Origin of the sequence: Ensifer sp. Root127, assembly GCF_001425225.1 — a bacterium.
GTDB classification, from domain to species: Bacteria; Pseudomonadota; Alphaproteobacteria; order Rhizobiales; family Rhizobiaceae; genus Ensifer; species Ensifer canadensis.
Window position 1 is genome coordinate 283,320 of sequence record NZ_LMDX01000044.1, and the last position, 26,386, is coordinate 309,705.

Consider the following 26,386-nt stretch of genomic DNA (forward strand, 5'->3'; position numbering starts at 1 on the left):
TGCCCCTCACCCTAACCCTCTCCCCGCAAGCGGGGCGAGGGGACGTGGCATACGCTCTGTCAAAGAATGCCGAAATATCTGGCCGGACGAAACCGCGCCACGAGTCCCTTCTCCCCGCCTGCGGGGAGAAGGTCGCGGCAGCGGGATGAGGGGCTGCCAAATCGCTCATGACAGCGATCCACAAACAATCAGATTTTCACCACTGCCGCGGTCACGTACATGAAGGCGACGCCGGCAACGAGCCCGCTCATGACGGGCGGCGTCAGGAGGACCTCGATCCGCTTTCCGCTCTGGCGCATCAGGTAAGCGCTGACCTCGACGATCACCTGCAGGATCGCGCCGGCCCCGATCGCCAGCGCCAGCGCCGACCATTGCGCCGACGTTGCCAGGCTGCCGAGCCACATGCCGATCACCGCCGGCCCGCCGGCAAGCAGCGTCAGGCCGACAAAGACCCATAGCGAGGGCCGCTGTTTCAGGATCGGCGCGGCGATGCCGATGCCTTCGGTCACATTGTGCAGGGCGAAGCCGAGCACCAGGAAGGTACCGAGCCCGGCCGATCCTGCGGCAAAGGCAGCACCGATCGCCAGCCCCTCGCCGAGATTGTGCAGCCCGATGCCAAGCGCGATATAGGTGGAAAGCGCCAGCCCGGTCGGCACGCCGCCGCGCCGGCCGATCGCCATCAGCAACAGGAAGCTGCCAAGCCCCGCAAGCACCACCATGACCGGCCCCTGGAAAATTGCCGCGGCCTGCGACGCCAGTTCCAGGGCTTCCGCACTTGCATCGATCAGCAGGAAGGCGAGCAGGCCGATCGTCAGCGACAATAGAAACGCCATGCCCGCCTGGCCGACGCCACGCAGCAGCGGGTAGAACATCAGGCCGACGGCGACCGGCACGATGCCGACGATGATGCCAACCAGCGCCTGCAGTCGCAATTGACCTGCCGTCGCCTGCGGCGTCGGCACGGCAACGGCAATGTCGTGGGCGAAGGTGGCGCCAGTGTTGGTCACCACCTTCAGCGCATGCGCCTCGCCCAGCATCCATGGGAAGGGCAGGCTCAGCCATGCCGCCTTGCCCCGCGCGATCGGACCAGGCGGATCCTGGGTGAATTGCCAGTAGGCGTCATCCACCTGAACCTGCGCCACCGTCATCGGCTCCGATCCACCGGCGCGAACCAAGAGGCGAAGGCCGCTGTCGTCGAGCACGGTTCGTTCGAAGGTCAGGTTTTCCACCGGCGGCGCGCCGTTGCGAAAGCCCGACAGCGGATCGGCCGACAGGATCCAGGCGACGGCGATGGCCAACGCGATGAGCGGCAGCGCCAGCCAAACCAGATTGGTTTTCGCCGCACGGATAGCGGCCCTCGGCAGGGTTTCGTTCATGCCAGCGCCTCCACGACGTCGAACATGCCGACCCAACCCAGTTCGGTAAACTCGGTCTGGTGCGGATGGAACATGTAGAGGCCGGGTTCATGCTCGGCGAAGGTGAACTCCAGAATGCCGCGCTGTGCCTGGCACTGGGTGATGAGGTCGACAGTTCTAAGCGTCGGCGTCAACGTCGTTCCCTGGTCGTAATAATCGAAGAAGTTCGCGTGCAGATGGAACGAATTGATCGGATCGAACTCGATGACATTGATGAGGTAGATGCGCACCGGCTTGCTTTTCACGATCCGGATGGGCCGCTTCATGAAGGCATGGGCGACGGTGTTGACCGCGTAAAATTCGTTTTCGGCATCGAAGTTGGTGTCGAAGGCGTTCATCACCATCACCAGTTCCTGCCAGCCGGCGTTCTCCGGCGTGCCGATGAGCCGCGAGCGGGCGACGTCGATCTGATCCGGATGGCGCTCCGGGTCCGGGTCGATGACGAAGGCGCCGTACATGCCCTTGTGGATATGCCGACGCAGCGGCATCGCATGGCAATGATAGAGATGGCAGCCGAAAGGCTTGGCGTCGAATTCATAGACGAACTCATCGCCGGGATCGACCATGCCGGCCCCCGGTACGCCATCCATCCGCGCCGCGTGAATGCCGTGAAAGTGGATCGAATGCGGGTGTGAGGCGTAGTTGCGAAAGACGATGCGCAGGCGCTCGCCCTCCTTGGCCCGAAGCGCCGGGCCAGGCACGCGGCCGTTATAGGTCCAGGCCGGAAAGGTGATGCCCGGCGCGATTTCGATGTCGCGATCCTCGGCAGCCATCTCGAAGGTCCGGAGCGTTCGCCCATCCGGCAGTACCGAGACGGTGCCGGTGTCCCAGTCGGTCAGCATGTCGGTCGGATCGAAACCGTTGGCGGTGTTATCGACGTCGCCGACCGTCATCATGGCGCCGTGCCCCATCGCCGGCATCGGTGCCGCCATGCCTTCGGACGCCCGCGCGGCCATCTGGTGGCCGCCACCGTGGGACGCGATCTGCGCCGGCGCCGCGCCGGCGCAGATCGCGGTGCCGCCGGCGGCCGCCAGCCCACCCATCAGCAGGCTGCGCCGTTTCAGCAGATCTTGCCTCACCGAATTGTCCATAGAAGTCGCCCCTCGCCCGATACGGCTCCACGTGTCCGCTCCGGATTGCAGAGGCGATGCCACAAGGCCCGATTTGATCGGCTCGCCTTATTGCGAACCGTTCGCAACTACATTGATAATGCAAATGCAACTCATTCGCAACTAATGATGATGCCAACGGATGCGATGAACGGATTGGTGCATCAGTGGGGTATCGTCGCGCGAAAAGCTACGGTGATTAAGTCCCCGAAGCACTTGGCTTCGGGGAAGTCTGCTGAAAAGCCAACAGCCGGCAAGTCGCAACCGTGATGATCGCACGGCAGCAGCAAGGGCCGCTCACCATTCCAGCTCCAACTGTGGGCGGCCGTTGGACGTCTTCTCGATCGTGCGCCCGGTCTCGTCGACCGTCGCGGTCACCCGCTGGCGAAACGCGGAGAAACTCTCGAAGGTAACGACATCGACCGGCTCGTCGAATTTCATCGTCAACCGGTAGCGCCCCGGCTGGGCCGTCAGCGCCTGCACTGAAAGGATTTCGCCTTCGAAGGGCTGACCGAGATAAAGGCCCTTCACCCGCGAGCCGAGCATCCAGGGATTGAACGGCGGCCGATTGCCGGCGGCAGCGTGAAGCGTGTTCCAATCGCGGTAGCCATATTGGGCGGCGACCAGTTCGAGGGAACGGGAGTGGTTGATATTCTCGCCTTCGCAGGATAGCCGCGATCGCAGGCGTTTCGCCTGGTCCTTGAGGGCATCGAGCGATGGTAGCGTGTTTGATCCGCGCATCATGACAGGGTCTCCTGCTGCGGCATGCATTATCAGAGATGGGAGCCCGCATTGCCACCGGTTCGCATGCCGTTTCGGCTGACCGTGTCTGAAAGAAGGGCTTCACCAAAGCATGACGCTCGCGGACGGCAGGGGCCCTTGCCCTCCGCGTCCATTAGGGCCAGCGACCTGAACTGTCAAATCCGGCGTTTTGCCTTGCCGACGAAGAAAAAGAGCGGATAACATGTCTGGGGGTCATCAGCTCATCGTCTCAAGACGAGACGCAGCACCTATTGCGCCTATCTCTACCGCGCAAAACGCAGGCGCTGACGGCATCGCTGCTGCTCGGGCCGGAGAGGAAGCCTCAACTCGAAGTCGATTACCCCCACTCCCTCCAGCGCGAGACCGATCCCGAGAAGGACCATCGCGTCGATCTCGTCGTCGCGCGCTCGGTGGATCTTTCTGAACGCATTCTGGCGGTTGCTCCGACGCCAAAGGTGTGAGACAGATTCGCCCTGCACACCGGAGTGTCCCATGGGCGGTACAACCATCCTCGCATTCGCCTTTGTCGCTTTCATCGGTATCGCCACGCCGGGCCCGACCGTGCTGTTGGCGCTGACCAACGGTTCGCGCTACGGCATCAAGCGTGCGCTTGTGGGCATGATCGGCGCCGTTCTCTCGGATTTCGTGCTGATCGGCGCGGTGGCGCTGGGTCTCGGCGCGCTACTCGCTGCCTCGGAATTCTGGTTTACGGTCGTCAAATGGCTCGGCGCCGCCTATCTCGCCTTTCTCGGCGTCATGCTGTTGCGGTCGAAGGGAACGCTCGATGTCGCCATCGACAAAGGCGCCGCCGACGTCGCGACGCCTGCGATTTTTCTGAAGAGCTTTCTGGTCGCCGTCACCAACCCGAAGGGTTATCTCTTCTTCTCGGCCTTCCTGCCGCAGTTCATTGACCTCGCCTTGCCGCAGGCGCCGCAATACGCAGTACTTGCCCTGGTCTTCGCCGCTGTCGATTTTGCCGTGATGCTCGGTTACGCGCTACTCGGCTCCCAGGCGGCTCGTTTTCTCAAGCATTCCGGGGCCGTCTGGCTCGAGCGTATCTGTGGCGGCGCCCTGCTTGCCCTTGCCGGTTCCCTCGCTTTCTATCGCCGCGCCACAAACTGACATGCTGTTCCGCAAGGCCATTCTCTACCAGATCGCCAAGGGCGACGTGACACTGGCCTTTCGGCGCTGGACCAGGCCAACAGTCAAGGCCGGCGGCAGCCTGCGCACAGCGGCCGGCATATTGTCGATCGACGCGATCGAGACCACCGAGGCCGAAGACATCAGCATAGAGGACGCACGTCGCGCCGGGTTCCCGACGCGTGAGGCATTGCTCGCCGAACTCGACGGCAGGCCCGATGGCACGCTTTACCGCATCGCCTTCCACCGCGCGGGCGACGATCCGCGTCTGTCCTTGCGCGATGACGCGACGCTTGCGAAATCCGACTGGGCCAAGATTGCCGCCAGGCTCGCCCGCTTTGACGAGGCCGCCGGTCAGATCTGGGCCGAAGCGACACTCCGCCTGATTGCTTCGCGCGACGGGATTACCGCCGCCGAGATCGCTGAACAGGTCGGCATGGATAAACTCAAGCTCAAGCCACGCATCCGCAAACTGAAGGAACTAGGGCTGACGGAAAGCCTGACGGTCGGCTATCGGCTGTCGCCGCGCGGACGGTCCTTCCTTAGCCAGGTATGAGCGATGCCAGCCAAGACAAGGGAGAAGACATGATCGGATATACGATGGTCGGAACGACCGATCTCAAACGCGCCGAACGGTTCTACGATCCGCTGATGGCGTTGATCGGTCAGGAGCGCTGCTGGTGCGACGAGCAGGTGGCGTCCTGGGGACGCAAGGATGATGACCGCGCGCCGCGTTTCTTCACCGGCTATCCCTTCGACGGAAATCCCGCCGGCATCGGCAATGGCGCCATGACCGCGTTCCTCGTGCCAAGCGCTGCGATCATCGACCGGCTGTTTGCAACGGCGATGGAACAGGGCGGCAGTGTCGAGGGCGAACCGGGCTTTCGCCCGCAATACGGAGACGGCTTCTACGCCGCCTATGTGCGCGATCCCGATGGCAACAAGCTTGCCTTCGTCTGCTACGACGCGCGACCGTCTGCCACGGAGGCGTGATCTCGGGTTTTTATGACCTGCTCCCCCACCCCTCGCATGAGGCGGATGGGGGAGCAGCGAAAAATCCGCCCCCGCAGGGTTGGAGACGGAAAGAGATCAGGCCGCGCGCCTGACCGGCGGCAGCGCCAACTTGCGGCCATTGGCGACGATGAGGCCGGCAGCGCCCTCGAGCCAGGCATCCCGAAGCTCAAGCGCCAGGAAACGGTTGCGCTCGAACGGACCGGGCATGACCAAATGCTGCGTGCGCGCGGCGAAGAAGCCGAAACGCTCGTAATAGGCGGCATCCCCGACCAGCAGGATCGCGCCGTGACCGCGGTTCTTGGCCTCTTCGATCGCTGCACGCATCAGCATGCCGCCGATGCCCTTGCCTTCATGGGCGGGATCGACTGCCAGCGGACCGAGCAGCAGGGCTGGAATGCTGTGGCCTTCGCGGCTGACGCCGGCCTCGACATTCCACAGGCGAACGGTGCCGATCACGTGACCATCGAGATCGCGGGCGACGAAGGCGAGGCCTTCGGCAGGCACGCGGCCGCTGCGCAGCTTTTCCGACGACTTGCGACGCCGCTCCGGCCCCATCGCCCGATCGAGCAGGTTTTCGCGGGCAACGACGTCACCCGGGTTTTCGTTATCGATAACGAATGTGGACGGCGCGAAAAACGCGCGCAGGGCATCAACAACAGCGGCCATCCGGGCCTCCCGTCATCAAAACCGCTTCAGGCGGCATCTAAGGAAATTGTGAAATGGCGCTCCCGCCCGAGGACGGGAGCAAACCGGATCAGATCACGTAGGACTTCAAGGGCTCGAAGCCGTTGAAGGCGACGGCCGAGTAGGTCGTGGTGTAGGCGCCGGTGCCTTCGATCAGAACCTCGTCGCCGATCGAGAGCGTGATCGGCAGCGGATACATGTTCTTCTCGTACAGCACGTCGGCCGAATCGCAGGTCGGGCCGGCAAGCACGCAGGGCTCCATTTCGTCGCCGTCACGGGCCGTGCGGATCGGGTAGCGGATCGCCTCGTCCATGGTTTCGGCGAGACCGCCGAACTTGCCGATGTCGAGGAACACCCAGCGGTGGCTGTCGTTATCAGACTTCTTCGAAACGAGAACGACTTCCGCCTTGATCACGCCGGCGTTGCCGACCATGCCGCGACCCGGCTCGATGATCGTTTCCGGGATGTGGTTGCCGAAGTGCTTCTTCAGCGCGCCGAAGATCGCCTGGCCGTAGGCTTCAGCGGTCGGCACGTCCTTGAGGTACTTCGTCGGGAAGCCACCGCCCATGTTGACCATCTTGAGCTCGATGCCCTGCTTGGCCAGCTGCACAAAGACGCGCTTGGCATCGGCAAGAGCCGAATCCCAGGCGTCGAGCTTCGTCATCTGCGAACCGACATGGAACGAGACGCCGTAGGAAACGAGGCCATGCTGATGGGCGTAGACGAGCACGTCGACAGCCATCTGCGGGACGCAGCCGAACTTGCGCGACAGCGGCCATTCGGCGCCTTCGCCATCGGTCAGGACGCGGCAGAACACGCGGGCACCAGGGGCGGCACGTGCAACCTTCTCGACTTCCTCATGGCTGTCGACGGCAAAGAGCGACACACCGAGAGCGTGCGCGCGGGCAATGTCGCGCTCCTTCTTGATGGTGTTGCCATAGGAAATGCGCTGGGCGGTCGCACCGGCGTCGAGCGCCATTTCGATTTCAGCGACGGACGCGCAATCGAAGGAGGAGCCCATGCCGGCGAGCAGGCGCAGGATTTCCGGCGCCGGGTTTGCCTTGACGGCGTAATAGATCGAGCTGTCCGGCATCGCGTGGCGGAAGGCCTTGAAATTGTTGCGCACGACGTCGAGGTCGACAACGAGGCAAGGGCCGTCGGGTCGTCGGGTGTTGATGAAGTCGATGATGCGTGCCGTGGTCATGGCCTTATTCCCCTGATCCAAAATGCTCCGCTTTCGCGGAGGACAAAGGGCATACGCGCGAATGCTCTGGAACCAGCCGGTGGAGACCCCGGAACCAAGCATGCGCTCGATGCGCGAACGGTGAATCAAAGCCCGCCTAGGCTTCAATTCGGCTTTGTCTGCCATGGATTGGAGGGGATAACCCAACCGCACTTCCGGCAATGAAGGTGTGCCTCTTCAGTAACCCCGGCTGTTGGAGAGCCGGCAGACACCAGAAAGGCCCGCACCGTCGTTGCTTCAAGATGTCCTCGCATTTCCCGGTTGGCCGGAATAGCGACTGGAGGGGTTAGTTCCAGGTACCTTACCGATACCCTCACCTAATCGAGGGTCGGCGGACACCCACAGGCACGTGCGACTTTGGGCAAGGGCGTAGGTAAGAAAAAACCTTGTCGTAATCAAGAGTTTTTTCGCGGCCGCTGTTGAATTTTTTTCGAGACCGGCAACACTGTCAGTGTTCACGTTTACTGAACAATCGACAGCGACGCAGTGACCGCCACAAACGCTTGAAAGAACTGGATTTATTTTAAGACCTCGCCTATCCGGTCGTCAAAATTCGAAGAGCGGACCGAACCGGCCACAAAGACAGCCGCCGAACAGAGAAACGTGAAAGAAGCATTCGCGGCGAATCAAGGCTCCCGCGACCAGGAAAGACGAAGGAAACACCGGCCATGGACACGCTCACCCGCATCCGCGCCTTCATCGATGTCGTGGACGCCGAAGGGTTTTCGGCCGCCGCCCGCCGCGTCGGCAGGTCGAAGGCGCTCTTGTCGAAATATGTGCGCGAGCTTGAGGACGAACTCGGCGCGCTTCTGCTTAACCGCACGACACGTCAATTCTCGATGACGGAAGCCGGCCACACCTATTATCGCACCGCGTCGGAAATCCTGAAGGAAATCGACAATCTCGCCGATCTCGTGCGCGCCAACAATTCCGACCTCAAGGGCCGGCTGCGCATCACCGCGCCCCGCACTTTCGTCGACGCCGAGATCGGCCAGTCGCTGGTCGATTTCGGCAAGCAGCATCCGGAACTGTCGCTGGAGATCGTTTCGGACGACCGCTTCGTCGACCTCGTCGAAGAGGGCTTCGATGTCGCCATCCGTATCACCCGACTTGAGGATTCGACGCTGATCGCGCGCAAGCTCGACGACTTCCAGGTCCTGATCTGTGCCGCTCCGGACTTCGTGGAGAAGGTCGGGCCGATCGCACATCCGACCGACCTTTCGAAGATCCCCTGCATTCTCGACACCAATGGAAAGTCCTATTCCAACTGGCGCTTCATCGAGCCTGACGGTTCCTCCTTCACCGTTCCCGTCAGTGGCCCGATCGAGGTCAACAGTCCGCTTGCCTCGGTGCGCGCTGCCGTCTCCGGCATCGGTGTGGCGCTGGTTCCCGATTTCATCGCACGGCCCAAGGTTGCCACCGGCGAACTCGTCACGCTCTTTGACGATTTCCTGCCCAGGGACCGCGGCATCTATGCGATCTATCCGCACCGCCGCTACCTGCCGGCCAAAGTGCGCACCCTCGTCGACTACCTGCACGCCTGGTTCCGCAAGCCGCATTGACGCGGCAAGGTCCCAAATCCGTCCCATTTCCAGTACATTGCGGGAACGATTCGAAGGCACTGCTGCGCCCTGACTGAAAGGATTGCCGTTTCATGAGAATTAAGCGCCTCGTCGTGGCCGGCCTTGCCATCCTGCTTGCGCCGACTTTGGCCTTTGCCCATCCGCACATCTTCGCCGAGGCCCGCCTGGAAGTGGCCTCCGACGACAAGGGTGAGGTGAGCGAGCTGAGAAATGTCTGGCGTTTCGACGAGCTATTTTCCGCAAGTGTCGTTCTCGACTTCGACAAGAACTCGAACGCCACGCTCGACCCGGACGAACTGGCGGAAGTCGGCCAGACCGTGCTGGAGTCACTGTCGGAGTACAACTACTACACGACGGCCCTGCAAAACGGCAAATCCATCAAGGTCAGCAAACCTGAGCACATCACCGTCGACTACAAGGACGGCCAGTTGCTGATGATCTTCGCGGTCAAGCCGGCCGAGCCGATGCCGCTCAAGGGCAAGCTCTCCTTCGGCGTCTACGACCCGACCATGTACACGGCCATGGATTTCCCGACCGATGACGACCTGACCGTGGTCGGCGACAAGATCGCCGCCTGCGAACACAAGGTCGTCCGCCCTGATCCTGACGAAGTCCTTGCCGAGAACAAGGACACGCTGACCGATGCTTTCTGGAGCGACCCGACCGGCACCGACATGTCGAAGCTCTTTGCAACCAGGATAGAGATCACATGCTGAACACCCGCAGGATCGGCCGCCTGATTGCCGCGACGCTCGTGTTGACCGCTCTGTCGGCCGGCCTTGCCGCGGCGCAATCGCCGCTCGGCATCGGCACTGCCGAACCGTCGTTTCAGACCACCGGCTTTCTCGGCGGCTTCTTTGCCTGGGTGAATGCAGAGCAGCAGGGCTTCTACCGCACGCTGACAGGCTCGCTGAAGGGCATGCGCGAAAACCCCTGGCAGCTCTGGTCGCTGATTGGCCTTTCCTTTGCCTATGGCGTCTTCCATGCCGCCGGCCCCGGCCATGGCAAGGCGGTCATCTCCTCCTACATGATCGCCAACGAGACTGAGCTGAAGCGCGGCGTGCTGCTCTCCTTCATGTCGTCGATCCTGCAGGGGGTCGTCGCCATCCTGCTTGTCGGCGCGGTTTATCTTCTTTTGCGCGGATCCTCGATCAGCATGACTGACGCGACGCGCTCTCTGGAAATTGCCAGCTACGCCCTGATCGCAGCCTTCGGCGGCTGGCTCTTGTTTCGCAAACTGCGCTCGATGATGCGTCCGACGGCTCTCATGGCAACGGCCGGCGGCGGGCATGTTCACGTCGAGCACGAACACGATCATCACGACCATGCCCACCATCGCCATGACCACACGCATCATCACCACGACCATGGCGCCGGCGAAGTCTGCTCCACCTGCGGCCATGCGCATGCGCCGGATCCGTCGATGCTCAAGGGCGATCGCTTCGCCATCAGCGAGGCCTGGTCGGCGATCGTCGCCGTCGGTCTGCGTCCGTGCTCGGGCGCACTGATCGTGCTGTCCTTCGCCTTACTCAACGGCCTTTATCTCGGCGGCATCCTGTCGGTCTTCGCCATGTCGATCGGCACCGCCATCACGGTATCGATCCTGGCGACGCTGGCCGTCACGGCAAAGGGTTTCGCCGTGCGCTACGCGTCAAGCGCCGCATCGGCCGCCCGCGTCTCGAACGGCATCGAGATCGCAGGCGCCCTGCTCGTGATTATCTTGGGACTGGTCTTGCTGGGCGCCGCGCTGCAAGGATAAGGCAGCTATGTGTTCGCCAGGACGTGCGCCGCTTCCGCAAGCCCGCCCCTTTCCCCCACCCCGGGGGAGGTCAACGTACGTCGTGCGTGGAGCCGCCACACGGACACGGTAGATGAATTTCGACACGCTTGAGTTCGAGGAAATCGCCGCCAACCTCGCACGGGCCGGCTGGGCAATCAAATACATCTGGTCCGGTGAAGCCACCGCTTTCAGGCTCTGGCTTTCCGAAACGCACGGGATTGCGGCGACCGACGTTGGAGGCGGCTACTCGTTCTGGGTTGTCGATCACTATTGGGCGCCGCCATCCGGCGCGCGGAATGTCTCTGACGCGTGGTACTCATTCGGCTACCGTCTTGAAGACGACCCAGAGCTAACGCCCGATCAAATCGGCTTCACGCGTGTGCGAAAGAAAAAACGCTATTGAGGAACCAGGCACGCTGTGGACGGGTCTTCCGAGGCAACTCCCTGCACGTCGGCCCCTAGACCTTACCATCACAGCCCGCGCTTGCGCTGATGCCGCGCGCGCAGCCAGAAGATCAGGAAGAAGCCGAGAACGAAGACGACGCCAAAGGCGCCGGCGAGCCACACCGAGATATCGCCAAGCCTCAGCATGATCGACGGTAGCACGAAGAAGCCGACGCCGACGACGGCCAGAATGACGGCCGCGGCGATCGCCGGCGACTTTTCCTTAGGGGCTTGGTTTTCTCTCGTCTTCTCGGGCGCGTTCACGCTCACTCCTTTGGCGCGAGGTCCGCGCGAATATCTTCCAGCCGCCGCTTCTGACGACCATCGGCATCGAAATTATCAGGCGACAGCCAGTTTTCGAATGCGGCATTGAGCAGCGGCCATTCGCTGTCGATCATCGAGAACCAGGCCGTGTCGCGGTTGCCGCCCTTGGATATCATATGCTGGCGGAAAATGCCTTCAAAACTGAAGCCGAGGCGGAGTGCCGTCGTCCGGCTTGGCTCATTCTCGCTGTTGCACTTCCACTCGTAGCGGCGATAGCCGAGATCCTCGAAGACATGCTTGGCCATGAGGTAATGCACCTCGGTCGACAGCGGCGAACGGGCCATCGCCGCACCATGCGCAACGGACCCGACCTCGACGACGCCATTGGCAGGATCGGCGCGCATGTAGTTCGCCATACCGACGACCTTGCCGCTCGCCTTGTCGCGGAACACTTCCGTGACCCAGCCGCCCTTTTCCTGGGCAGTGGTCAGCCAGGTGTCGAAATCGTCGATGCCGCGGAAATCGGCCTGCGCGAAATACTTGAGCAGCGGATTGATGCCCATACCGCCGAGCCCATCCCAGAGGTCCTGCCTGTGCATCGCACGGTCATAGGGTTCAAGCCGGACATAGCGACCCTCGATCGCCACCGGCTTCGGTGCCGGGCATCCCTTCCAGTTGCTCAGATCACGCATCGGCCACCTCTCCGGCTGCAGCAATTCAAAGTGCTATAGCGACCTTTGCGCGTCTGGTAAGACGCGCGGCGCTATCGACTTCGGCATAGGGCAGAGAAGCGGCCGACACAAATTCAAACTGGTGATCAATCCATGAGCGAAATGATCAGGCCGGGACCTTGGCCGACGACACGGTCGCTTCGATATGATCGACCAGCGCATCGGGAAGGCCGAGGCGACCGGCGAGCAGATCGAGATAGCCCCGCTCGGCGCGGCTTTCCGGCTCGATCGTCAGGCGCGACGCGGTATAAACCTCGACGCGCTCTTCCTCGGTCTTCGCAGCGTTGACGATGGCGTCGATATCGACCGGATTGGCCAGCTCGCCCTCGAGGAACGCCGACGCATCGGCCGACAGACCGGACACCGAAAGCTTATCCATGATGTGGCGGCGCTCGACCTCGTCGATATGGCCGTCGGCGCGCGAGGCGGCGATCATGGCGCGCACGAGAATAAGCGCGAAGTCGTGGCTGATCTTTTCCGGCTCGGCGGCAAATCCGGAATCGGTCGGCGGCGGCAAGAGTTCAGGCTGCTTCTGGGCGGTGGGATCGGTGACCGGCGCGTTGCCGGACTGATAGTTCTTGTAGGCCTGATAGCCGAGGCCGGCGATGGCTGCGAGCCCTCCGAGCACGGCCGCATTGCCGGTCAGCTGCCGGCCCGACTTGGTGCCGAGCAGAACGGCGGCGATGGCACCGGTTGCCAGCGGATTGTCCTTGGCGAGTTGCGTAACCTGGCCGGCGCGGTCGCGCACCGAGCCACCCGCTCCCGGCACCTGCGATCCGAGAAACTGGTCCAGCAATTTCTTCGCGTCGAACATGGGGTTTCGCTCCTTGTCGGTTCCAGGCGGATTAAAAACCATGCGGAACAGGGCGCCGCCTGCACCCGCTCCATCAAACCGATTGAGACATAGGAACGTTGCACTGGAAATACAAACTCGCGTTGCGCACGAAAATGGCCGGGCACACGAAAAAGGCCGGACTGACGCCCGGCCTCGAAATTCTCAAGCGATCGGGCGAGCCTCAGCCCTTGAGCGCAAAGGCCTCGGCCGCAAGCTTGGTGATGCCGGCCCAGTCGCCCTTCGTCACCAGATCCTTCGGCGCCACCCACGAGCCGCCGACGCAGATGACGTTCGGCAGCGACAGGTAGTCGCGGGCGTTCGAAAGCGAGATGCCGCCGGTCGGGCAGAAGAAGGTGCCGGCAAGCGGCGACGACAGCGACTTGAGATAGGCAGCGCCACCGGCCTGTTCCGCCGGGAAGAACTTCATGACGTCGTAGCCTTCTTCGCGCAGGCCCATGACTTCGCTGGCGGTCGCAGCACCCGGGAGCAACGGGGCGTCGTGGTCGTTGGCAACGTCGATCAGCTCCTGCGTCGTGCCCGGGCTGACGATGAACTGCGAACCGGCTTCGATCGCCGCCTCGAACTGGGCGGCATTGAGGATGGTGCCGGCACCGGCAACCGCACCCTCGACCTCGTTGGCAACGGCGCGGATCGCTTCGAGCGCCGCGGGCGTGCGCAAGGTGATCTCGATCGCTTTCAGTCCACCGGCGACGAGCGCCCGCGCCAGCGGCACGGCGGTCGCCACATCGTCGATCACCAGAACCGGGACGACCGGCTGCAGTTTGAGGATGGAAAGAAGCTTGTCGGTTTTCGCACTCATGCAGATCGTCCTTTTAAAACGATTGAATATGCGTTCCGCATACTCCGCCTGCTGCCGCTTGTCGAGGCCGAACACCAAGCCGGTTCACCATTCATACATAAGCAAAAAAGAAAATAACTTCGACAACAAAGAGATGCTTGAGCCTTGCCCGTAAAACGATAGTTTGATGACATCGACCCTCTCGAAATGCGGGATACCCATGGCGAAGGAGATAGAGCGCAAGTTCCTGGTGGCCTCCGACGGTTGGCGGGAGCGTGCCGACAAGGGCACCCAGCTCCGGCAGGCCTATGTCGTCACTATGGACGACCGGTCCGTGCGCGTGCGGATCCACGGCAACAAATGGGCGCGGCTGACAATCAAGATCGGCAAGTCGGCGCTGGTCCGCAATGAATACGAATATGATCTGCCGATGGACGACGCCAGCGAAATGCTGACCCAGGCAGTGGGCGTCGTTATCGAGAAACGGCGCTACCGGGTGCCGCACAAGGGCTTTGTGTGGGAGGTCGACGTCTACGAAGGCGCACTTGAGGGGCTCGTCGTCGCCGAGGTCGAGATGAAGCGGGAGACCGATCTGCCCGCACTTCCCGACTGGCTGGGACCGGAGATCACCGGGGACCGGCGCTATTCCAACCAGGCGCTCGCCACCAACGGGCCTGTGGAAGAACAAGCATGAGCTACGCCTTCCGCCCAGGCGGGGCCTTCACCGACGATTTCAAAAATGTCGGCGCCGAACAATTCGAGCAGGCGATCGAGGTCCTGCGGCTGCGCCCTGATGGCGTGCACGAGGCAATCCACGACGCCCGCAAGTGTTTCAAGCGCCTGCGTGCACTCTATCGGCTCATCGCCTCCGACGCGCCGCTGTTTCAAAAACAGGAGAATGCCCGCATTCGCAACATGGCGCGCAATCTCTCGGCTGTCAGGGACGCCGCCGCGCTCGTCGAAAATGCCCGCTATCTGCATGAGGGCGCCCGTAGCGACGACGAGGAGAAGGCGCTCGACCGCGTCTGCTCGCGACTGGCCGAGCGACGCGACCGGATTGCCGCCGGCCAAACCGATATCGAGGACAGGATCGCAGCCACCATCGTCAATTGCGAACAGGCCATGGCGGCGCTTGCCCATGTCTCCTTCGACGACCGTCGCCGCAAGACGGCCGACCGGCTGGCGAAGGGCTGGCGGCGCACGTTGAAGCGCGCTGCCCGCGCCGTTGAGGCCTGCCAGGCAAGCACCGAGGCCGCCGCCTTCCACGAGTTGCGCAAGCGCGCGCAGGATTATCGCATGCACCTTGCCTTGATGCGTGAGGCCTGGCCCTCGGCGATGCAGGCAAAACGCCTGGATGCCAAAGCGCTGGTCGAAATTCTCGGCCACCTCAACGACCTCGACGTCATGACCTCGCTCGTCAACGAGGATCCAGGCCTTGCCGGCGACAGCCAGGATCAGGCTCATCTGATCTCCGCTGTCATCGCTCGCCAGGAAAGCCTGCGCTTAGAGGCGCTGGATCGCGCAGCCAACGTCTTTCTCGATGCGCCGGATGTCGAGAGCCGGACCATCCGGCTCCTTTGGCTGGAGGCCAGTCGCTAGCCGCCGGCCGCGACAGATGGCCCCTGGAGGGGAGGTCCGGATTGCACTTGCGGCGCGAAAGCTGTATTTGCACGCCCCATGACCGACATTTCAACGACCCCGCGCCCCGAGACGCATGGCCAGTTCATGGTCGCAGCGCTCTATCATTTCGTCGCCTTCCCGCGTTTCGCCGAATTCCGCGAACCGCTGCAGACCGTTTGCGACGAGAATGGCGTCAAGGGAACCCTGCTTCTCGCCCATGAGGGCATCAACGGCACGATCGCCGGCACCGACGCCGGCATCACGGCGGTGCTTTCCTATCTGCGCTCGCAGCCGGAATTTTCGGGCCTGGAGCACAAGGAAAGCCGTGCTTCCTCGATGCCGTTCCTGCGCATGAAGGTGCGGCTGAAAAAGGAAATCGTCACCATGGGCGTCAACAACATCGACCCCAACAAGATCGTCGGCACCTATGTCGATCCCAAGGATTGGAACGCGCTGATCTCCGATCCCGAAACGATCGTCATCGACACGCGCAACGACTACGAGACCGCGATCGGCATATTCAAGGGCGCGGTCGATCCGCAGACCAAGACCTTCCGCGAGTTTCCAGACTGGGTGCGCAACAATGCCGGCCTGCACAACAAGCCGAAGATCGCCATGTATTGCACCGGCGGCATCCGCTGCGAGAAGGCGACCGCCTTCATGAAGGAGCAGGGCTTCGACGAGGTCTTCCACCTCAAGGGCGGCATCCTGAAGTATCTCGAAGAGGTGCCGCAGGAGGAAAGCCTCTGGGAAGGCGCCTGCTTCGTCTTCGACGACCGCGTGTCGGTCACGCACGGGCTTGAAGAGGGCGAGCACACGCTCTGCCACGCCTGCCGCCAGCCGCTGACCCCGGCCGACCTCGCCTCCCCGCACCACGAGGAAGGCGTGTCCTGCATCCATTGCCACGAAGTCCGCACCGACGAGGACCGCGAGCGTTACCGCCAGCGGCAACGCCAGATCACGCTTGCCAAAAAGCGCGGCGAGAAACATCTCGGAAGCTGAAGCGGCTGTCGAAGAAGTCGCGCCGCATCCGCCTGCCGGCACCTTCTCCCCGCAAGCGGGGCGAAGGGAGATGCCGCGCCATCCGTATCCCAAAGAACCGCCCATTCACATCAAGTCAGTATTTTCCGTAACGGAACCGCCGGCAACCCTGCACCCGGGCCACGTACCCTCTCCCCGCATGCGGCGAGAGGGTTAGAGCGAGGGGCAAATCTTGCTGTCTCGCCTCTAGCCCGGCAGCGCCTCGCATTCCTGCAGGGCCATCGCCGCCCGATCCCATTTGGGCCGGCTGCGCGTGAAGATCGCATCCGTTGGCGTGAACTCGGAGAGATCGTCAAGCGTGCCGGCATAGACCGTCAGTCGACCATCATCCGGCAGGCCACTTCCAAAAACCTGGCTGCCGCAGGTCTCGCAGAAATGGCGGATGGAAATGTTGCCATTCGCAGCAATGGTCTGGTAGCCGCGACAAGACCCCGTCGCAATCACATCCGAACGATCGAAAATCATGTAGCAGCAATGCCCGGTACCGGTGATCCGCTGGCAATCGCGACAATGGCAAAAGCCGGAATAGGACGGCGACCGCTTCGCCTCATACCGTATGGCGCCGCAGTGACATCCACCCTTCATGCCGGCCTCCTCCTGTGATTGCAGAGGAGATAGCGCGCCGCAGCCAGCATTCAAAAGAAAACCGCGCGCCGGGGTACGGCGCGCGGTTCGATATCGGGTTTCTACGGGCTGGAAATTACCAGCTCGGGATCAGCGCGCCCTTGAAGGTCTCGTTGATGAAGGTCTTCACCTTTTCGTCGTGGTAGGCTTCGACGAGCGTCTTCACCCAGGGCGCGTCCTTGTCGGCGGTGCGCACGGCAATGACGTTGGCGTAGGGCGACTTCTCGCCTTCGATGGCGATGGCGTCTTCCTTCGGATGCAGGTCGGCCTCGAGCGCGTAGTTGGTGTTGATCACTGCTGCGTCGACATCGGCGAGCGAGCGCGGAAGCTGGGCCGCATCCAGTTCGGCAAATGTGATGTTCTTCGGGTTTTCTGTGATGTCGGATGGGGTCACCTTCAGGCCGACTTCCGGCTTGACCTTGATGAGACCCTTGGACGCGAGCACGAGCAGCGCGCGGCCACCATTGGTCGGATCGTTCGGGATGCCGATCGTCGCGCCATCCTTCAGCTCGTCGAGGCTCTTCACCTTGCTCGAATAGACGCCCATCGGCGTGGTGATGGTGGTGCCGACGCTGACGATATCGAAACCGCGATCGGCGATCTGGTTGTCGAGGTAAGGCTGGTGCTGGAACGAATTTGCGTTGAGGTCGCCGTCGGCAAGCGCCTGGTTCGGAACGACGTAATCGGAGAATTCGAGGATCTCGATGTCGAGGCCCTTGGGCGCCGCGACTTCCTTCACCTTCTCCATGATCTGGGCGTGCTCGCCCGGCGTCACGCCAACCTTGATGGTTTCGGCCAGTGCGGTACCGGCCGTAAGGGCTGCGATTGCCGCAGCAATGATGAGCTTCTTCATGGGTATCTCCTTGTTGGTGATTTGAATGTCCTGGGAAATCAGTTCTTGCGGCTACGCCTGTCGAAGTGGCGTGCCAGTCCGTCGCCGGCACTCTGCACCAGCTGCACCAGCACGATGAGCACGATGACGACGACGAGCATCACGTCGGGCATGAAGCGCTGGTAACCGTAGCGGATGCCGAGATCGCCGAGCCCGCCGCCGCCGACCGCGCCGACCATGGCGGAGTAACCAATGAGGCTGACGGCTGTCATGGTCAGCGCCATCGTCAGCGCCGGGCGGGCCTCCGCGAGCAGAACCTTGAAGACGATCTGCATCGGCGTGGCACCCATGGCACGGGCCGCCTCGATCAGTCCCTTGTCAATCTCGCGGATCGCCGCCTCCACCAGACGTGCAACGAAGGGAATGGTCGCGATCGTCAGCGGCACGATCGCCGCCTTGGTGCCGATCGACGTTCCGGTGAGAAGCCGGGTGAAGGGAATGATGGCAACGACCAGGATGATGAACGGGGTCGAGCGCGCCGCATTGACGATCAGCCCGACGATGCGGTTGATCGTCGGTGCCGGAAAGAGTTCGCCCTTGCCGCTGGTCGCCAGGAATATGCCGATCGGCAAGCCGATCAGTGAGCCGATCAGGCCGGCGGCCGCGACCATGTAGAGCGTGTCGAGCGTGGCACCCCAGATCTTTAACAGGATATCAGGCGACATAGCCGAGCACCTCCGTGACCAGACCGTTTTCAGTGAAGAAGCGTTCGGCACGGCCTGCGGTTTCCGCATCCGCGCCATAGGCGACGACCAGCGAGCCGTAGGGCCGGCCGCCGATCTCGTCGATCGTTCCGGCGATGATGTTGACCTCGGCGCCGACCGACTTGATCAGCTGCGAAATCAGCGGCCGTTCTGCCGCCGCGCCAAAGAAGGTCAGGCGCACGACGGCGCGGTCGCCGACGGCAGCCTGCGGCTTCAGCGCGCGGGACACTGCGTCGGGCAGCTTCGAGCCCGGCAGGCCGGAGAGCATCGCCCGTGTCGTCTCGTGCTTCGGATGGGTGAAGACATCGAAGGTGTGGCCGCGTTCGACAATGCGGCCGTGATCGATGACGGCGACATCGGAGGTGACCGCCTTCACCACTTCCATCTCGTGGGTGATGAGCAGCACGGTCAGGCCGAGATCGGCATTGATGCGCTTCAGCAGTTCCAGGATCGATTGCGTCGTCTCGGGATCGAGCGCCGATGTCGCTTCGTCCGACAAAAGCAGCTTCGGCTCGGTCGCAAGCGCCCGGGCGATGCCGATCCGCTGCTTCTGGCCGCCGGAAAGCTCGGAGGGGTAACGGCCATGCTTGTCGGCAAGCCCGACAAGGTCGAGCAGCGGGCGCACGCGCTTTTCGATGGCTCCCTTGTCCATGCCGGCGATTTCGAGCGGCAGCGCCACATTGCCGAACACGGTACGCGACGACAGCAGATTGAAATGCTGGAAGATCATGCCGACCGAGCGGCGCAACGTGCGAAGACCCGCCTCGTCGAGCGCGCCGACATCGACGCCGTCGACGAGCACCTTGCCGCCCGTCGGCTTCTCCAGCCCGTTGACCAGGCGGATCAGCGTCGACTTGCCGGCGCCGGAGCGGCCGATGATACCGGTGATCGAGCCGCGGCCGACCGAAAGGGAGACGTTGTCGAGCGCGGTAAAGCCGCCGCTCTTGCCGGACGCTGCGAAATGCTTTGAAACGCCGTCGAAGATGACGGCGGCATCGCCGGGCGCCGGTGCTTTATAGGCGGAAACGCTCATCGTTCGGATACCCCCGAAAGAGGCGTTATCGTTATGGACGGGTACATAGGTGCTCTCGGATGCTCGAAACTCAAAATCCCGGACTCGGGGCGCGGGATGGAAGGCGCGTCTTGTCAGGCCGACATTCGACAACGCATTCGGAACAGGGAGCACTTCTCTAGCATTAGCCAACCGGTGAGTTCAACGTCGTTGCCGCAGGAAGAACATGCGACATAATCTACGGCCCTTATGGACAATAGATCCCGGCTTTTACAGGTATGATTTTCCGGGTTGCTTCACGTTTGCGGAAAAAACCGCTCTTTCGCAAATGGCGCTGAAAGAAGCCTGCTGCGCACCGGCCCGATAAGCGGGCCGATGCGCACGATCTGCCGATGACGGTCAAACGCCGATGGCGTGAGCGACCGGCGCCAGATGCGGCCAGACTTCGAGTGAGCCGCGATAGATCATGTTGAGTGCCACATAGAGGATGATGGCGAGACCGACATAGGCGATCCAGTGATAGCGGTTGAGCAGCCGGGCGATGAAGCTGGCGGCAATGCCCATCAGCGCGATCGAAAGGATGAGGCCGAAGACGAGGATCGTCGGATGCTCGCGCGCAGCGCCGGCGACCGCCAACACGTTGTCGAGCGACATCGAGACGTCGGCAATGACGATCTGGATGGCTGCCTGAAGGAAGGTCTTTCGCGGCGCCGAATTGGCCCCCTCGCCCTCAAAATCTTCGGCCCCGCCGGCGCGGATCTCGCGCCACATCTTCCAGCAGACCCAGAGAAGCAGAAGGCCACCGGCCAGCAGCAGCCCGATGATATCGAGAAGCTGTACCGTGACGCTGGCAAGCGCGATGCGAAGGACCGTGGCGGCAAGAATGCCGACCAGGATCGCCTTGCGGCGCTGCTCGGTCGGCAGACCGGCGGCTGCAAGGCCGATGACGACGGCATTGTCGCCGGCCAGAACCAGGTCGATGACGATGACCTGCAGAAGCGCCAGCAGCCCGGCAGAGGTGAAGATTTCCATGATCGATAGTCCCCCAGGCGCCCCGCACGCCTATTCGCTGTCGCTAACGCATAGAACAAGGGGCGTTGGCGGATCAAGGGGTTGAGACGGACAGCTTCGCAATACGCACCGGAATGATGGCACTGCGCAGCGCGTTGTTGCTTCAACGGCTATGCAGAGATTGTGGCGGACTTCACAGTTTACTGAGCACAGTTCTCTGATACGAAACACAACAAGACTGAGTCGAAAGGCAGGAGAGCGGATGCGCATCGTTTTGACCGGAAGTTCGGGGCGCATCGGCCGGGCGATCTACAATGCTCTGACGCCCGATCACGACGTGATCGGCATCGACCGCGCGCCTTTTGCGACGACGGAGATCACAGGTGACTTTGTCGACGGTGTCCTCCTGGAACGCGCCATGCAGGGGGCCGATGCCGTCATCCATGCGGCTGCTCTGCATGCGCCACACGTCGATACGATCCCGGACGCGGAATTCGAGCGCGTCAATGTGATGGGCACCCATCTCGTCATTGCCGCGGCTCAAGCCACCGGCGTCCGCCGTATCGTCTTCACCAGCACGACGGCACTGTACGGCCATGCGGTGAAAGAGGGTGCCTGCACCTGGATCACCGAGGAAACGCCACCGCAACCGCACACGATCTACCATCACACCAAGCTTGCCGCCGAGGCTTTGTTGGAAAACGCCGCCGACCGGGCGCTGCATATCCGTGTCCTGCGTATGTCCAGATGTTTTCCGGAGCAGGCCGACCGCATGGCGGCGTATCGGCTGCACCGCGGCATCGACGTCCGCGATGTGGCGGACGCGCATGTGGCGGCGCTCGACAATGACGGGCCTGCCTTTCAGCGGTTCGTCATTTCAGGCGAGCCGGCCTTCCTGCCGACCGATTGCCGTCATCTGGCAAGCGATGCAGCCTCGGTTCTGCGGGAGCGGGCGAGCAAATTTGCTCAGGCCTTTGCCGAGCGCGGCTGGTCGCTGCCGGCATCGATCGACCGTATCTACGATCCGAGTGCCGCCATCGGCGCGCTCGGATGGAAGCCGCGTTTCGGTTTCAAGGAAGTCCTGGCCCAGCTCGACCGCGGCAGCCTCGAGGTGCTGCCGGTGCGCAAAGCGGCCCCAGGGCGCTTCGATTGACAGGACGTCTTGCGCGCCTCAATGGGCGCGCAAGACTGATGACAAAGTCATCCATATGACCTGTTCGACATTCACGTGTCTTGTTGACTCCCAAAGCGCCCTCATTCCTGTGCCTGTCACAGGAATCCAGCCAGCCCAAGTCCTTGGGTTGAAAGATCTGTTGGCCCGACAGACGTCGGGCCGCTGGATCCCCGCTACAAGGGCGAGGATGAGGAGAACAGCATGTTTCGCCCGTCAACCAGGCTATCGCAGTGGTTTGCCATCAACCTGAGCTCTGCACGCCTCAACGGGCGCGCAAGGCACCAGCCATCAGATGTGGTTGCCCGCGGGAAACTCTTCGGCCAATGACTTGTACCAGTGGCCGCTCTTCTTGATCGTGCGCACTTGCGTCTCATAGTCCACATGCACGATGCCGAAGCGCATCTTGTAGCCTTCGGCCCACTCGAAATTGTCCATCAGGCTCCAGGCGAAGTAGCCGCGCATGGGGTAGCCCTTGGAAATCAGGTCTGCCGTCACCGACAGGTGCTCGGCGATGTAGTCGAGCCGCGGCTGGTCGTCGACCGCACCATTTTCGACGCCCATGTTGTAGCAGGCGCCATTCTCGGTGATGTAGCAATCGGGCAGGTCGTAGCGGGCGTTAAGCGTCTCCACCAGTTGGCCGAGCGCCGGCGCATAGACCTCCCAGCCGATATCCGTCTTCACGTCGCTGACCGGCTTGGCGTTGATCGTCGCGGGATATTCGGCACCGGCGGCAGCATCATCACTGACGCGCATTGGCGTGTAGTAGTTAAGGCCCCACCAATCGAGCGGCCGCGAAATCGTTTCCATGTCGCCGTCTTCGATATCGGGCATGCGATGGCCGAGCGCGCTCATGAAGCTTTCGGGATACTCGCCCTTGAAGATCGGACCGAAGAAGACGCCGTTGTGGAAATCGAAGGCGCGCTCAGCGGCCGCCTTGTCGGCAGCAGCGTCGCTGCCGGGATAGACCGAATGAGCGTTGATAACGATGCCGGCTGGCAGGTTCGGCCGCTCCGAGCGGATGGCGTCGACGCCGAGGCCATGTGCCAGGTTGGTGAAATGCAGCGCGTGCAGCGCCGCGTCCATGTTGCGCTCGCCCGGCGCGTGAATGCCGTAGAGATGGCTGAGCCACACCGAGCACCAGGGCTCGTTGAAGGTCGCGATCGCGTCGAGCCGGTCGCCGAGCCGAGCGATGACAGTCTTGGCATAACGCTGGAAGGCGTAGGCCGTGGTGCGCGCCGTCCAGCCGCCGTCGCCCATCAGCGCCAGCGGCAGGTCCCAGTGATAAAGCGTGGCGAAGGCCTTGATGTTACGCGCCTTCAGGCCGTCAACGAGACGGTCGTAGAAGTCGAGGCCCTTCTCGTTGATCGGGCCGGTGCCTTCGGGAATGATGCGCGGCCAGGCGATCGAGAACCGGTAGGCCTCGACGCCGAGGCTCTTGATCAGATCGAGATCATCGTCGAGCCTGTTGTAGTGATCGCAGGCGATATCGCCATTGTGCCGGCCGAAGACCCGGCCCGGCATGTTGGAGAAGGCATCCCAGATCGATGGCTTGCGCCCGTCCATCTTGGTGGCTCCCTCGATCTGGAAGGAGGCCGTCGCCACTCCGAACACGAAATCGCCCGGGAAACGTTGGGCAAGGGTTTTTGCTTCGATCATCAGCCTGTCTCGTCCTTTGCAGCGGCCCGCATCCGGCGGGCGGCCGCTCACCTTGTGTATTTTCATTCTTGTTGCGGGCGGGCCTAAAGCGACACCGGCAAAAGTCAACTCGCGAAAAAGGGCGAGGCACCCCTCGCCCTGCCCCCCGGCATGCTTTCCGACTACACCTTTACCCATGCGCCGTTTCGTTTTGACGACTGCACGCAGGCATCGACGAAGGCCATGCCCTTCATACCGTCGCCCCCCGGCATGCTTTCCGACTACACCTTTACCCATGCGCCGTTTCGTTTTGACGACTGCACGCAGGCATCGACGAAGGCCATGCCCTTCATACCGTCGTCGATTGTCGGATAGGTGACGGCGGCATCGATCGCCTCGCCCTTTCGTTTGGCGAAGATCGCCCGGGCCGCTTCGGTGTAGATATTGGCAAACCCTTCGAGATAGCCTTCRGGGTGGCCAGAAGGAATGCGGCTGACGCGAGCGGCGGCCGGGCCGGAGCCGGCACCAGCCCGGGTGAGCAGCCGCTTCGGCTCGCCGAACGGCGTGTACCAGAGATAGTTCGGGTCCTTCTGCGTCCATTCGAGCCCACCCTTGGTGCCGTAGACCCGCACCATCAGGCCGTTCTCGTGGCCGGGCGCCACCTGGCTGCACCAGAGCAGCCCCTTGGCGCGCTCGCCGTCCTTTTTCTTGAAGCGCATCATCACATGGGCATTGTCGTCGAGCTTTCGGCCGGCAACGAAGCTGTCGAGGTCGGCGGCAAGTTCCTCGAGTTCCAGCCCGGAGACGAAGGCGCCGAGATTATAGGCATGGGTGCCGATGTCGCCGGTCGAGCCGCCGGCGCCGGAGCGGGCCGGATCGGTGCGCCAGGCCGCCTGTTTCTGGCCCGACTGCTCGATATTCTCCGTCAGCCARTCCTGCGGATATTCCATCTGCACCAGCCGGATAGCGCCGATGTCGCCATTTTCGACCATCGCGCGCGCCTGGCGCACCATCGGATAGCCGGTGTAGTTGTGGGTGAGCACGAACAGCGCCTCGCTGTCGTCGGCCGCCTTCTTCAGCTTCTTCGCATCCGAAAGCGTCGAGGTCAGCGGCTTGTCGCAGATCACATGGATACCGCGCTTCAGGAATTCCTTGGCGGCGGCATAGTGCACATGGTTGGGGGTGACGATCGCCACCGCCTCGATGCCGTCCTTCAGCTTGGCCTCGCGGATCGCCATTTGCTTGAAGTCGGAATAGACCCGCGACGGATCAAGCCCGAGCTCGCGGCCGGAGCTTTCGGCCTTGTCCGGCGTCGACGACAGGGCGCCGGCCACCAGTTCGTAGTGATCGTCGAGCCGGGCGGCGATGCGGTGCACCGCGCCGATGAAGGCGCCCGAACCGCCGCCGACCATGCCGAGCCTGATCCGCCGCTCGCGCTTCTCGCTCGTTCCCTCGATTGCCATCGTTTTGTCTCCCTGTTCTGAACCTGCTCTATCGTCTCGTTGTCATCGTCGTGCGGCTGCCCCTCATCCGCCTGCCGGCACCTTCTCCCCGCCGGGCGGGGAGAAGGAATATGCGGCACCCGCTCGCACCACCAGCCAAGACAGCAGCGCCAGCGTCAGCTCACATCCCCTCCTCCAGCAGCTGGCAGAAGGGCGATCGCGACGGCGTTTCCTCTCGCTCGGCAGCACCGTGTGGCACGTCCCCTCTCCCCGCTTGCGGGAGAGGGTTAGGGTGAGGGGCTACGGCCGGGGGCGCACTGCGGCCATCGCCSGGCAGGCGCCACCGTTGGCTCTATACCGTGCCTCAAATCCCCAGCAGGCGCCGGTTGGCGGCCTCGTCGGTACCGCCGTCGGCAAAATCGTCGAAGGCCTTTTCGGTCACCCGGATGATGTGGTGCTTGACGAACTCGGCGCCTTCGCCCGCGCCGTCTTCGGGATGCTTCAGGCAGCACTCCCATTCGACCACTGCCCAGCCGGTAAAATCATTGGCCGCCATCTTGGAAAACACCGCGCCGAAATCGACCTGGCCGTCGCCGAGCGAGCGGAAACGCCCGGCCCGGTTGACCCAGCCCTGGTAGCCGCCATAGACGCCCTGCCGCCCGGTCGGGTTGAACTCGGCATCCTTGACGTGGAACATCCGGATGCGATCCTTGTAGATGTCGATGTTGTCGAGATAGTCGAGGCACTGCAGCACATAGTGCGAGGGGTCGTAGAGCATGTTGGCGCGGCCATGGTTGCCGGTGCGCTCTAAAAACATCTCGAAGGTGATGCCGTCGTGCAGGTCCTCGCCCGGATGGATCTCGTAGCAGATGTCGACGCCGCAATCCTCGGCATGGTCGAGGATCGGTTTCCAGCGCCGCSCCAGTTCGTCGAAGGCGGTCTCGACCAGGCCGGCCGGCCGCTGCGGCCAGGGATAGACGAACGGCCAGGCAAGCGCGCCGGAGAAGCTCGCCATCGCATTAAGCCCGAGGTTCTTCGACGCCGTCAGCGCCATCTTCACCTGCTCGACCGCCCATTGCTGCCGTGCCCCAGGATTGCCGCGCACKTCCGGCACGGCAAAACCGTCRAACACCTCGTCATAGGCCGGATGGGTGGCRACCAGYTGGCCCTGCAGATGGGTCGACAGCTCGGTGATCTCGACGCCGTTGTCGCGGGCAATGCCGGCAAGCTCGTCGCAATAGGCCTTTGACGTCGCCGCCTGCTGCAAATCGATCAGCCTGGTATCCCAGGTCGGCACCTGCACGCCCTTGTAGCCGCAATCGGCAGCCCACTTGGTGATCGCCGCAAACGAGTTGAACGGCGCCGCATCCCCGGCAAACTGCGCAAGAAACAGACCGGGGCCCTTRATCGTTTTCATGATTTTTCCTT

The 26,386-nt window shown here is 62.7% G+C and carries 29 protein-coding genes; 12 read left to right on the forward strand and 17 right to left on the reverse strand.

Translation table 11 applies throughout. The annotated features are described in order from the left end of the window. Positions 1 to 188: 188 nt before the first annotated feature. The 3 genes from ASD03_RS30990 to ASD03_RS31000 all read right to left on the reverse strand — a co-directional run bounded on the left by ASD03_RS30990 (position 189) and on the right by ASD03_RS31000 (position 3,268). A complete protein-coding gene (locus tag ASD03_RS30990) occupies positions 189 to 1,376 on the reverse strand; it encodes a metal transporter (protein ID WP_025424877.1) in 1,188 nt (395 codons plus the stop codon). Next, positions 1,373 to 2,506: a multicopper oxidase domain-containing protein gene (locus ASD03_RS30995; RefSeq protein ID WP_025424878.1), complete on the reverse strand. Its 1,134-nt coding sequence runs from the start codon at positions 2,504 to 2,506 to the stop codon at positions 1,373 to 1,375. The genes ASD03_RS30990 and ASD03_RS30995 overlap by 4 nt, the downstream gene beginning before the upstream one ends. Before the next feature lie 315 nt (positions 2,507 to 2,821). Continuing rightward, positions 2,822 to 3,268 carry a glyoxalase superfamily protein gene (locus ASD03_RS31000; protein ID WP_082523599.1) on the reverse strand — a complete coding sequence of 149 codons (447 nt, stop codon included), beginning with the start codon at positions 3,266 to 3,268 and terminating at the stop codon, positions 2,822 to 2,824. A gap of 269 nt (positions 3,269 to 3,537) precedes the next feature. Between ASD03_RS31000 and ASD03_RS31005 the strand changes: the two genes are divergently transcribed. The 4 genes from ASD03_RS31005 to ASD03_RS31020 are packed head-to-tail and all read left to right on the forward strand — an operon-like array spanning position 3,538 to position 5,419. Continuing rightward, positions 3,538 to 3,747: a hypothetical protein gene (locus tag ASD03_RS31005; protein WP_038575712.1), complete on the forward strand. Its 210-nt coding sequence runs from the start codon at positions 3,538 to 3,540 to the stop codon at positions 3,745 to 3,747. A 31-nt stretch (positions 3,748 to 3,778) separates the two neighbouring features. Beyond that, on the forward strand, positions 3,779 to 4,408 hold the full coding sequence (locus ASD03_RS31010) for a LysE family translocator (protein ID WP_025424881.1): 630 nt from the start codon (positions 3,779 to 3,781) through the stop codon (positions 4,406 to 4,408). Position 4,409: 1 nt separating this feature from the next. Further along, positions 4,410 to 4,982: a hypothetical protein gene (locus ASD03_RS31015; RefSeq protein ID WP_025424882.1), complete on the forward strand. Its 573-nt coding sequence runs from the start codon at positions 4,410 to 4,412 to the stop codon at positions 4,980 to 4,982. Positions 4,983 to 5,011: 29 nt separating this feature from the next. Next, on the forward strand, positions 5,012 to 5,419 hold the full coding sequence (locus ASD03_RS31020; RefSeq protein ID WP_025424883.1) for a VOC family protein: 408 nt from the start codon (positions 5,012 to 5,014) through the stop codon (positions 5,417 to 5,419). Positions 5,420 to 5,515: 96 nt separating this feature from the next. On the opposite strand, the gene ASD03_RS31025 is transcribed toward ASD03_RS31020, so the two are convergent. Continuing rightward, a complete protein-coding gene (locus ASD03_RS31025; protein ID WP_025424884.1) occupies positions 5,516 to 6,106 on the reverse strand; it encodes an N-acetyltransferase in 591 nt (196 codons plus the stop codon). An 88-nt stretch (positions 6,107 to 6,194) separates the two neighbouring features. Then, the gene (odc2, locus tag ASD03_RS31030; RefSeq protein ID WP_025424885.1) at positions 6,195 to 7,328 is read right to left on the reverse strand and encodes an ornithine/lysine decarboxylase; all 1,134 of its coding nucleotides are present in this window, start codon (positions 7,326 to 7,328) and stop codon (positions 6,195 to 6,197) included. Positions 7,329 to 8,035: 707 nt separating this feature from the next. Between odc2 and ASD03_RS31035 the strand changes: the two genes are divergently transcribed. From ASD03_RS31035 to ASD03_RS31050, 4 genes are all read left to right on the forward strand, one after another. Further along, positions 8,036 to 8,929, forward strand: a complete 894-nt coding sequence (locus ASD03_RS31035; protein ID WP_025424886.1) for a LysR family transcriptional regulator — start codon at positions 8,036 to 8,038, stop codon at positions 8,927 to 8,929. A 92-nt stretch (positions 8,930 to 9,021) separates the two neighbouring features. Next, on the forward strand, positions 9,022 to 9,666 hold the full coding sequence (locus ASD03_RS31040) for a DUF1007 family protein (RefSeq protein ID WP_057217971.1): 645 nt from the start codon (positions 9,022 to 9,024) through the stop codon (positions 9,664 to 9,666). Beyond that, positions 9,660 to 10,709 (forward strand): nickel/cobalt transporter, encoded by a 1,050-nt coding sequence (locus tag ASD03_RS31045; protein ID WP_025424888.1) that lies wholly within the window; start codon positions 9,660 to 9,662, stop codon positions 10,707 to 10,709. Before ASD03_RS31040 ends, ASD03_RS31045 begins: the two co-directional genes overlap by 7 nt. Before the next feature lie 112 nt (positions 10,710 to 10,821). After that, positions 10,822 to 11,133, forward strand: coding sequence for a hypothetical protein (locus tag ASD03_RS31050; protein ID WP_025424889.1), 312 nt, complete (start codon positions 10,822 to 10,824; stop codon positions 11,131 to 11,133). 68 nt (positions 11,134 to 11,201) lie between these two features. Here ASD03_RS31050 and ASD03_RS31055 read toward each other — a convergent pair whose 3' ends face one another. The 4 genes from ASD03_RS31055 to ASD03_RS31070 all read right to left on the reverse strand — a co-directional run bounded on the left by ASD03_RS31055 (position 11,202) and on the right by ASD03_RS31070 (position 13,824). Beyond that, positions 11,202 to 11,438, reverse strand: coding sequence for a hypothetical protein (locus tag ASD03_RS31055; RefSeq protein WP_057207582.1), 237 nt, complete (start codon positions 11,436 to 11,438; stop codon positions 11,202 to 11,204). Between the two features lie 2 nt (positions 11,439 to 11,440). Beyond that, entirely contained in the window at positions 11,441 to 12,130 is a 690-nt protein-coding gene (locus ASD03_RS31060) for a GNAT family protein (RefSeq protein WP_038575716.1), read from the reverse strand. Between the two features lie 145 nt (positions 12,131 to 12,275). Continuing rightward, complete coding sequence (locus ASD03_RS31065; protein WP_025424891.1) at positions 12,276 to 12,983, reverse strand: tellurite resistance TerB family protein; 708 nt, start codon at positions 12,981 to 12,983, stop codon at positions 12,276 to 12,278. A 202-nt stretch (positions 12,984 to 13,185) separates the two neighbouring features. Next, positions 13,186 to 13,824 carry a 2-dehydro-3-deoxy-phosphogluconate aldolase gene (locus tag ASD03_RS31070; protein ID WP_025424892.1) on the reverse strand — a complete coding sequence of 213 codons (639 nt, stop codon included), beginning with the start codon at positions 13,822 to 13,824 and terminating at the stop codon, positions 13,186 to 13,188. Between the two features lie 199 nt (positions 13,825 to 14,023). Between ASD03_RS31070 and ASD03_RS31075 the strand changes: the two genes are divergently transcribed. The 3 genes from ASD03_RS31075 (at position 14,024) to ASD03_RS31085 (ending at position 16,425) form a co-directional block, all read left to right on the forward strand. Continuing rightward, complete coding sequence (locus ASD03_RS31075; protein WP_025424893.1) at positions 14,024 to 14,497, forward strand: CYTH domain-containing protein; 474 nt, start codon at positions 14,024 to 14,026, stop codon at positions 14,495 to 14,497. Continuing rightward, entirely contained in the window at positions 14,494 to 15,402 is a 909-nt protein-coding gene (locus ASD03_RS31080) for a CHAD domain-containing protein (RefSeq protein ID WP_025424894.1), read from the forward strand. The genes ASD03_RS31075 and ASD03_RS31080 overlap by 4 nt, the downstream gene beginning before the upstream one ends. 78 nt (positions 15,403 to 15,480) lie before the next feature. Further along, the gene (locus ASD03_RS31085; RefSeq protein WP_025424895.1) at positions 15,481 to 16,425 is read left to right on the forward strand and encodes a rhodanese-related sulfurtransferase; all 945 of its coding nucleotides are present in this window, start codon (positions 15,481 to 15,483) and stop codon (positions 16,423 to 16,425) included. Positions 16,426 to 16,650: 225 nt separating this feature from the next. Here ASD03_RS31085 and ASD03_RS31090 read toward each other — a convergent pair whose 3' ends face one another. The 5 genes from ASD03_RS31090 to ASD03_RS31110 all read right to left on the reverse strand — a co-directional run bounded on the left by ASD03_RS31090 (position 16,651) and on the right by ASD03_RS31110 (position 20,728). Continuing rightward, positions 16,651 to 17,049 carry a GFA family protein gene (locus ASD03_RS31090; protein ID WP_025424896.1) on the reverse strand — a complete coding sequence of 133 codons (399 nt, stop codon included), beginning with the start codon at positions 17,047 to 17,049 and terminating at the stop codon, positions 16,651 to 16,653. A 115-nt stretch (positions 17,050 to 17,164) separates the two neighbouring features. Further along, on the reverse strand, positions 17,165 to 17,941 hold the full coding sequence (locus tag ASD03_RS31095; protein ID WP_025424897.1) for a MetQ/NlpA family ABC transporter substrate-binding protein: 777 nt from the start codon (positions 17,939 to 17,941) through the stop codon (positions 17,165 to 17,167). Positions 17,942 to 17,979: 38 nt separating this feature from the next. Further along, positions 17,980 to 18,645 carry a methionine ABC transporter permease gene (locus ASD03_RS31100; RefSeq protein WP_025424898.1) on the reverse strand — a complete coding sequence of 222 codons (666 nt, stop codon included), beginning with the start codon at positions 18,643 to 18,645 and terminating at the stop codon, positions 17,980 to 17,982. Continuing rightward, entirely contained in the window at positions 18,635 to 19,717 is a 1,083-nt protein-coding gene (locus ASD03_RS31105; RefSeq protein ID WP_025424899.1) for a methionine ABC transporter ATP-binding protein, read from the reverse strand. The genes ASD03_RS31100 and ASD03_RS31105 overlap by 11 nt, the downstream gene beginning before the upstream one ends. A 378-nt stretch (positions 19,718 to 20,095) precedes the next feature. Then, positions 20,096 to 20,728, reverse strand: a complete 633-nt coding sequence (locus ASD03_RS31110) for a TerC family protein (RefSeq protein ID WP_025424900.1) — start codon at positions 20,726 to 20,728, stop codon at positions 20,096 to 20,098. A 241-nt stretch (positions 20,729 to 20,969) separates the two neighbouring features. Here ASD03_RS31110 and ASD03_RS31115 point away from each other — a divergent pair, with 241 nt between their 5' ends. Beyond that, complete coding sequence (locus ASD03_RS31115; protein WP_025424901.1) at positions 20,970 to 21,860, forward strand: NAD(P)-dependent oxidoreductase; 891 nt, start codon at positions 20,970 to 20,972, stop codon at positions 21,858 to 21,860. A gap of 309 nt (positions 21,861 to 22,169) precedes the next feature. Here ASD03_RS31115 and ASD03_RS31120 read toward each other — a convergent pair whose 3' ends face one another. The 3 genes from ASD03_RS31120 to ASD03_RS31130 all read right to left on the reverse strand — a co-directional run bounded on the left by ASD03_RS31120 (position 22,170) and on the right by ASD03_RS31130 (position 26,375). Beyond that, positions 22,170 to 23,537 carry a GH1 family beta-glucosidase gene (locus tag ASD03_RS31120; protein WP_038576503.1) on the reverse strand — a complete coding sequence of 456 codons (1,368 nt, stop codon included), beginning with the start codon at positions 23,535 to 23,537 and terminating at the stop codon, positions 22,170 to 22,172. A gap of 260 nt (positions 23,538 to 23,797) precedes the next feature. Continuing rightward, positions 23,798 to 24,979: a Gfo/Idh/MocA family oxidoreductase gene (locus ASD03_RS31125; RefSeq protein WP_025424903.1), complete on the reverse strand. Its 1,182-nt coding sequence runs from the start codon at positions 24,977 to 24,979 to the stop codon at positions 23,798 to 23,800. A 343-nt stretch (positions 24,980 to 25,322) separates the two neighbouring features. After that, complete coding sequence (locus ASD03_RS31130; protein ID WP_063997118.1) at positions 25,323 to 26,375, reverse strand: sugar phosphate isomerase/epimerase; 1,053 nt, start codon at positions 26,373 to 26,375, stop codon at positions 25,323 to 25,325. Between the last annotated feature and the right edge of the window lie 11 nt (positions 26,376 to 26,386).

Bases quoted from the DNA above. Each gene is read 5' to 3' on its own strand.
- ASD03_RS30990 (WP_025424877.1), bottom strand. From the start codon at position 1,376: ATGAACGAAACCCTGCCGAGGGCCGCTATCCGTGCGGCGAAAACCAAT.
- ASD03_RS30995 (WP_025424878.1), bottom strand. From the start codon at position 2,506: ATGGACAATTCGGTGAGGCAAGATCTGCTGAAACGGCGCAGCCTGCTG.
- ASD03_RS31000 (WP_082523599.1), bottom strand. From the start codon at position 3,268: ATGATGCGCGGATCAAACACGCTACCATCGCTCGATGCCCTCAAGGAC.
- ASD03_RS31010 (WP_025424881.1), top strand. From the start codon at position 3,779: ATGGGCGGTACAACCATCCTCGCATTCGCCTTTGTCGCTTTCATCGGT.
- ASD03_RS31015 (WP_025424882.1), top strand. From the start codon at position 4,410: ATGCTGTTCCGCAAGGCCATTCTCTACCAGATCGCCAAGGGCGACGTG.
- ASD03_RS31020 (WP_025424883.1), top strand. From the start codon at position 5,012: ATGATCGGATATACGATGGTCGGAACGACCGATCTCAAACGCGCCGAA.
- ASD03_RS31025 (WP_025424884.1), bottom strand. From the start codon at position 6,106: ATGGCCGCTGTTGTTGATGCCCTGCGCGCGTTTTTCGCGCCGTCCACA.
- odc2 (WP_025424885.1), bottom strand. From the start codon at position 7,328: ATGACCACGGCACGCATCATCGACTTCATCAACACCCGACGACCCGAC.
- ASD03_RS31035 (WP_025424886.1), top strand. From the start codon at position 8,036: ATGGACACGCTCACCCGCATCCGCGCCTTCATCGATGTCGTGGACGCC.
- ASD03_RS31040 (WP_057217971.1), top strand. From the start codon at position 9,022: ATGAGAATTAAGCGCCTCGTCGTGGCCGGCCTTGCCATCCTGCTTGCG.
- ASD03_RS31045 (WP_025424888.1), top strand. From the start codon at position 9,660: ATGCTGAACACCCGCAGGATCGGCCGCCTGATTGCCGCGACGCTCGTG.
- ASD03_RS31050 (WP_025424889.1), top strand. From the start codon at position 10,822: ATGAATTTCGACACGCTTGAGTTCGAGGAAATCGCCGCCAACCTCGCA.
- ASD03_RS31060 (WP_038575716.1), bottom strand. From the start codon at position 12,130: ATGCGTGATCTGAGCAACTGGAAGGGATGCCCGGCACCGAAGCCGGTG.
- ASD03_RS31065 (WP_025424891.1), bottom strand. From the start codon at position 12,983: ATGTTCGACGCGAAGAAATTGCTGGACCAGTTTCTCGGATCGCAGGTG.
- ASD03_RS31070 (WP_025424892.1), bottom strand. From the start codon at position 13,824: ATGAGTGCGAAAACCGACAAGCTTCTTTCCATCCTCAAACTGCAGCCG.
- ASD03_RS31075 (WP_025424893.1), top strand. From the start codon at position 14,024: ATGGCGAAGGAGATAGAGCGCAAGTTCCTGGTGGCCTCCGACGGTTGG.
- ASD03_RS31080 (WP_025424894.1), top strand. From the start codon at position 14,494: ATGAGCTACGCCTTCCGCCCAGGCGGGGCCTTCACCGACGATTTCAAA.
- ASD03_RS31085 (WP_025424895.1), top strand. From the start codon at position 15,481: ATGACCGACATTTCAACGACCCCGCGCCCCGAGACGCATGGCCAGTTC.
- ASD03_RS31090 (WP_025424896.1), bottom strand. From the start codon at position 17,049: ATGAAGGGTGGATGTCACTGCGGCGCCATACGGTATGAGGCGAAGCGG.
- ASD03_RS31095 (WP_025424897.1), bottom strand. From the start codon at position 17,941: ATGAAGAAGCTCATCATTGCTGCGGCAATCGCAGCCCTTACGGCCGGT.
- ASD03_RS31100 (WP_025424898.1), bottom strand. From the start codon at position 18,645: ATGTCGCCTGATATCCTGTTAAAGATCTGGGGTGCCACGCTCGACACG.
- ASD03_RS31105 (WP_025424899.1), bottom strand. From the start codon at position 19,717: ATGAGCGTTTCCGCCTATAAAGCACCGGCGCCCGGCGATGCCGCCGTC.
- ASD03_RS31110 (WP_025424900.1), bottom strand. From the start codon at position 20,728: ATGGAAATCTTCACCTCTGCCGGGCTGCTGGCGCTTCTGCAGGTCATC.
- ASD03_RS31115 (WP_025424901.1), top strand. From the start codon at position 20,970: ATGCGCATCGTTTTGACCGGAAGTTCGGGGCGCATCGGCCGGGCGATC.
- ASD03_RS31120 (WP_038576503.1), bottom strand. From the start codon at position 23,537: ATGATCGAAGCAAAAACCCTTGCCCAACGTTTCCCGGGCGATTTCGTG.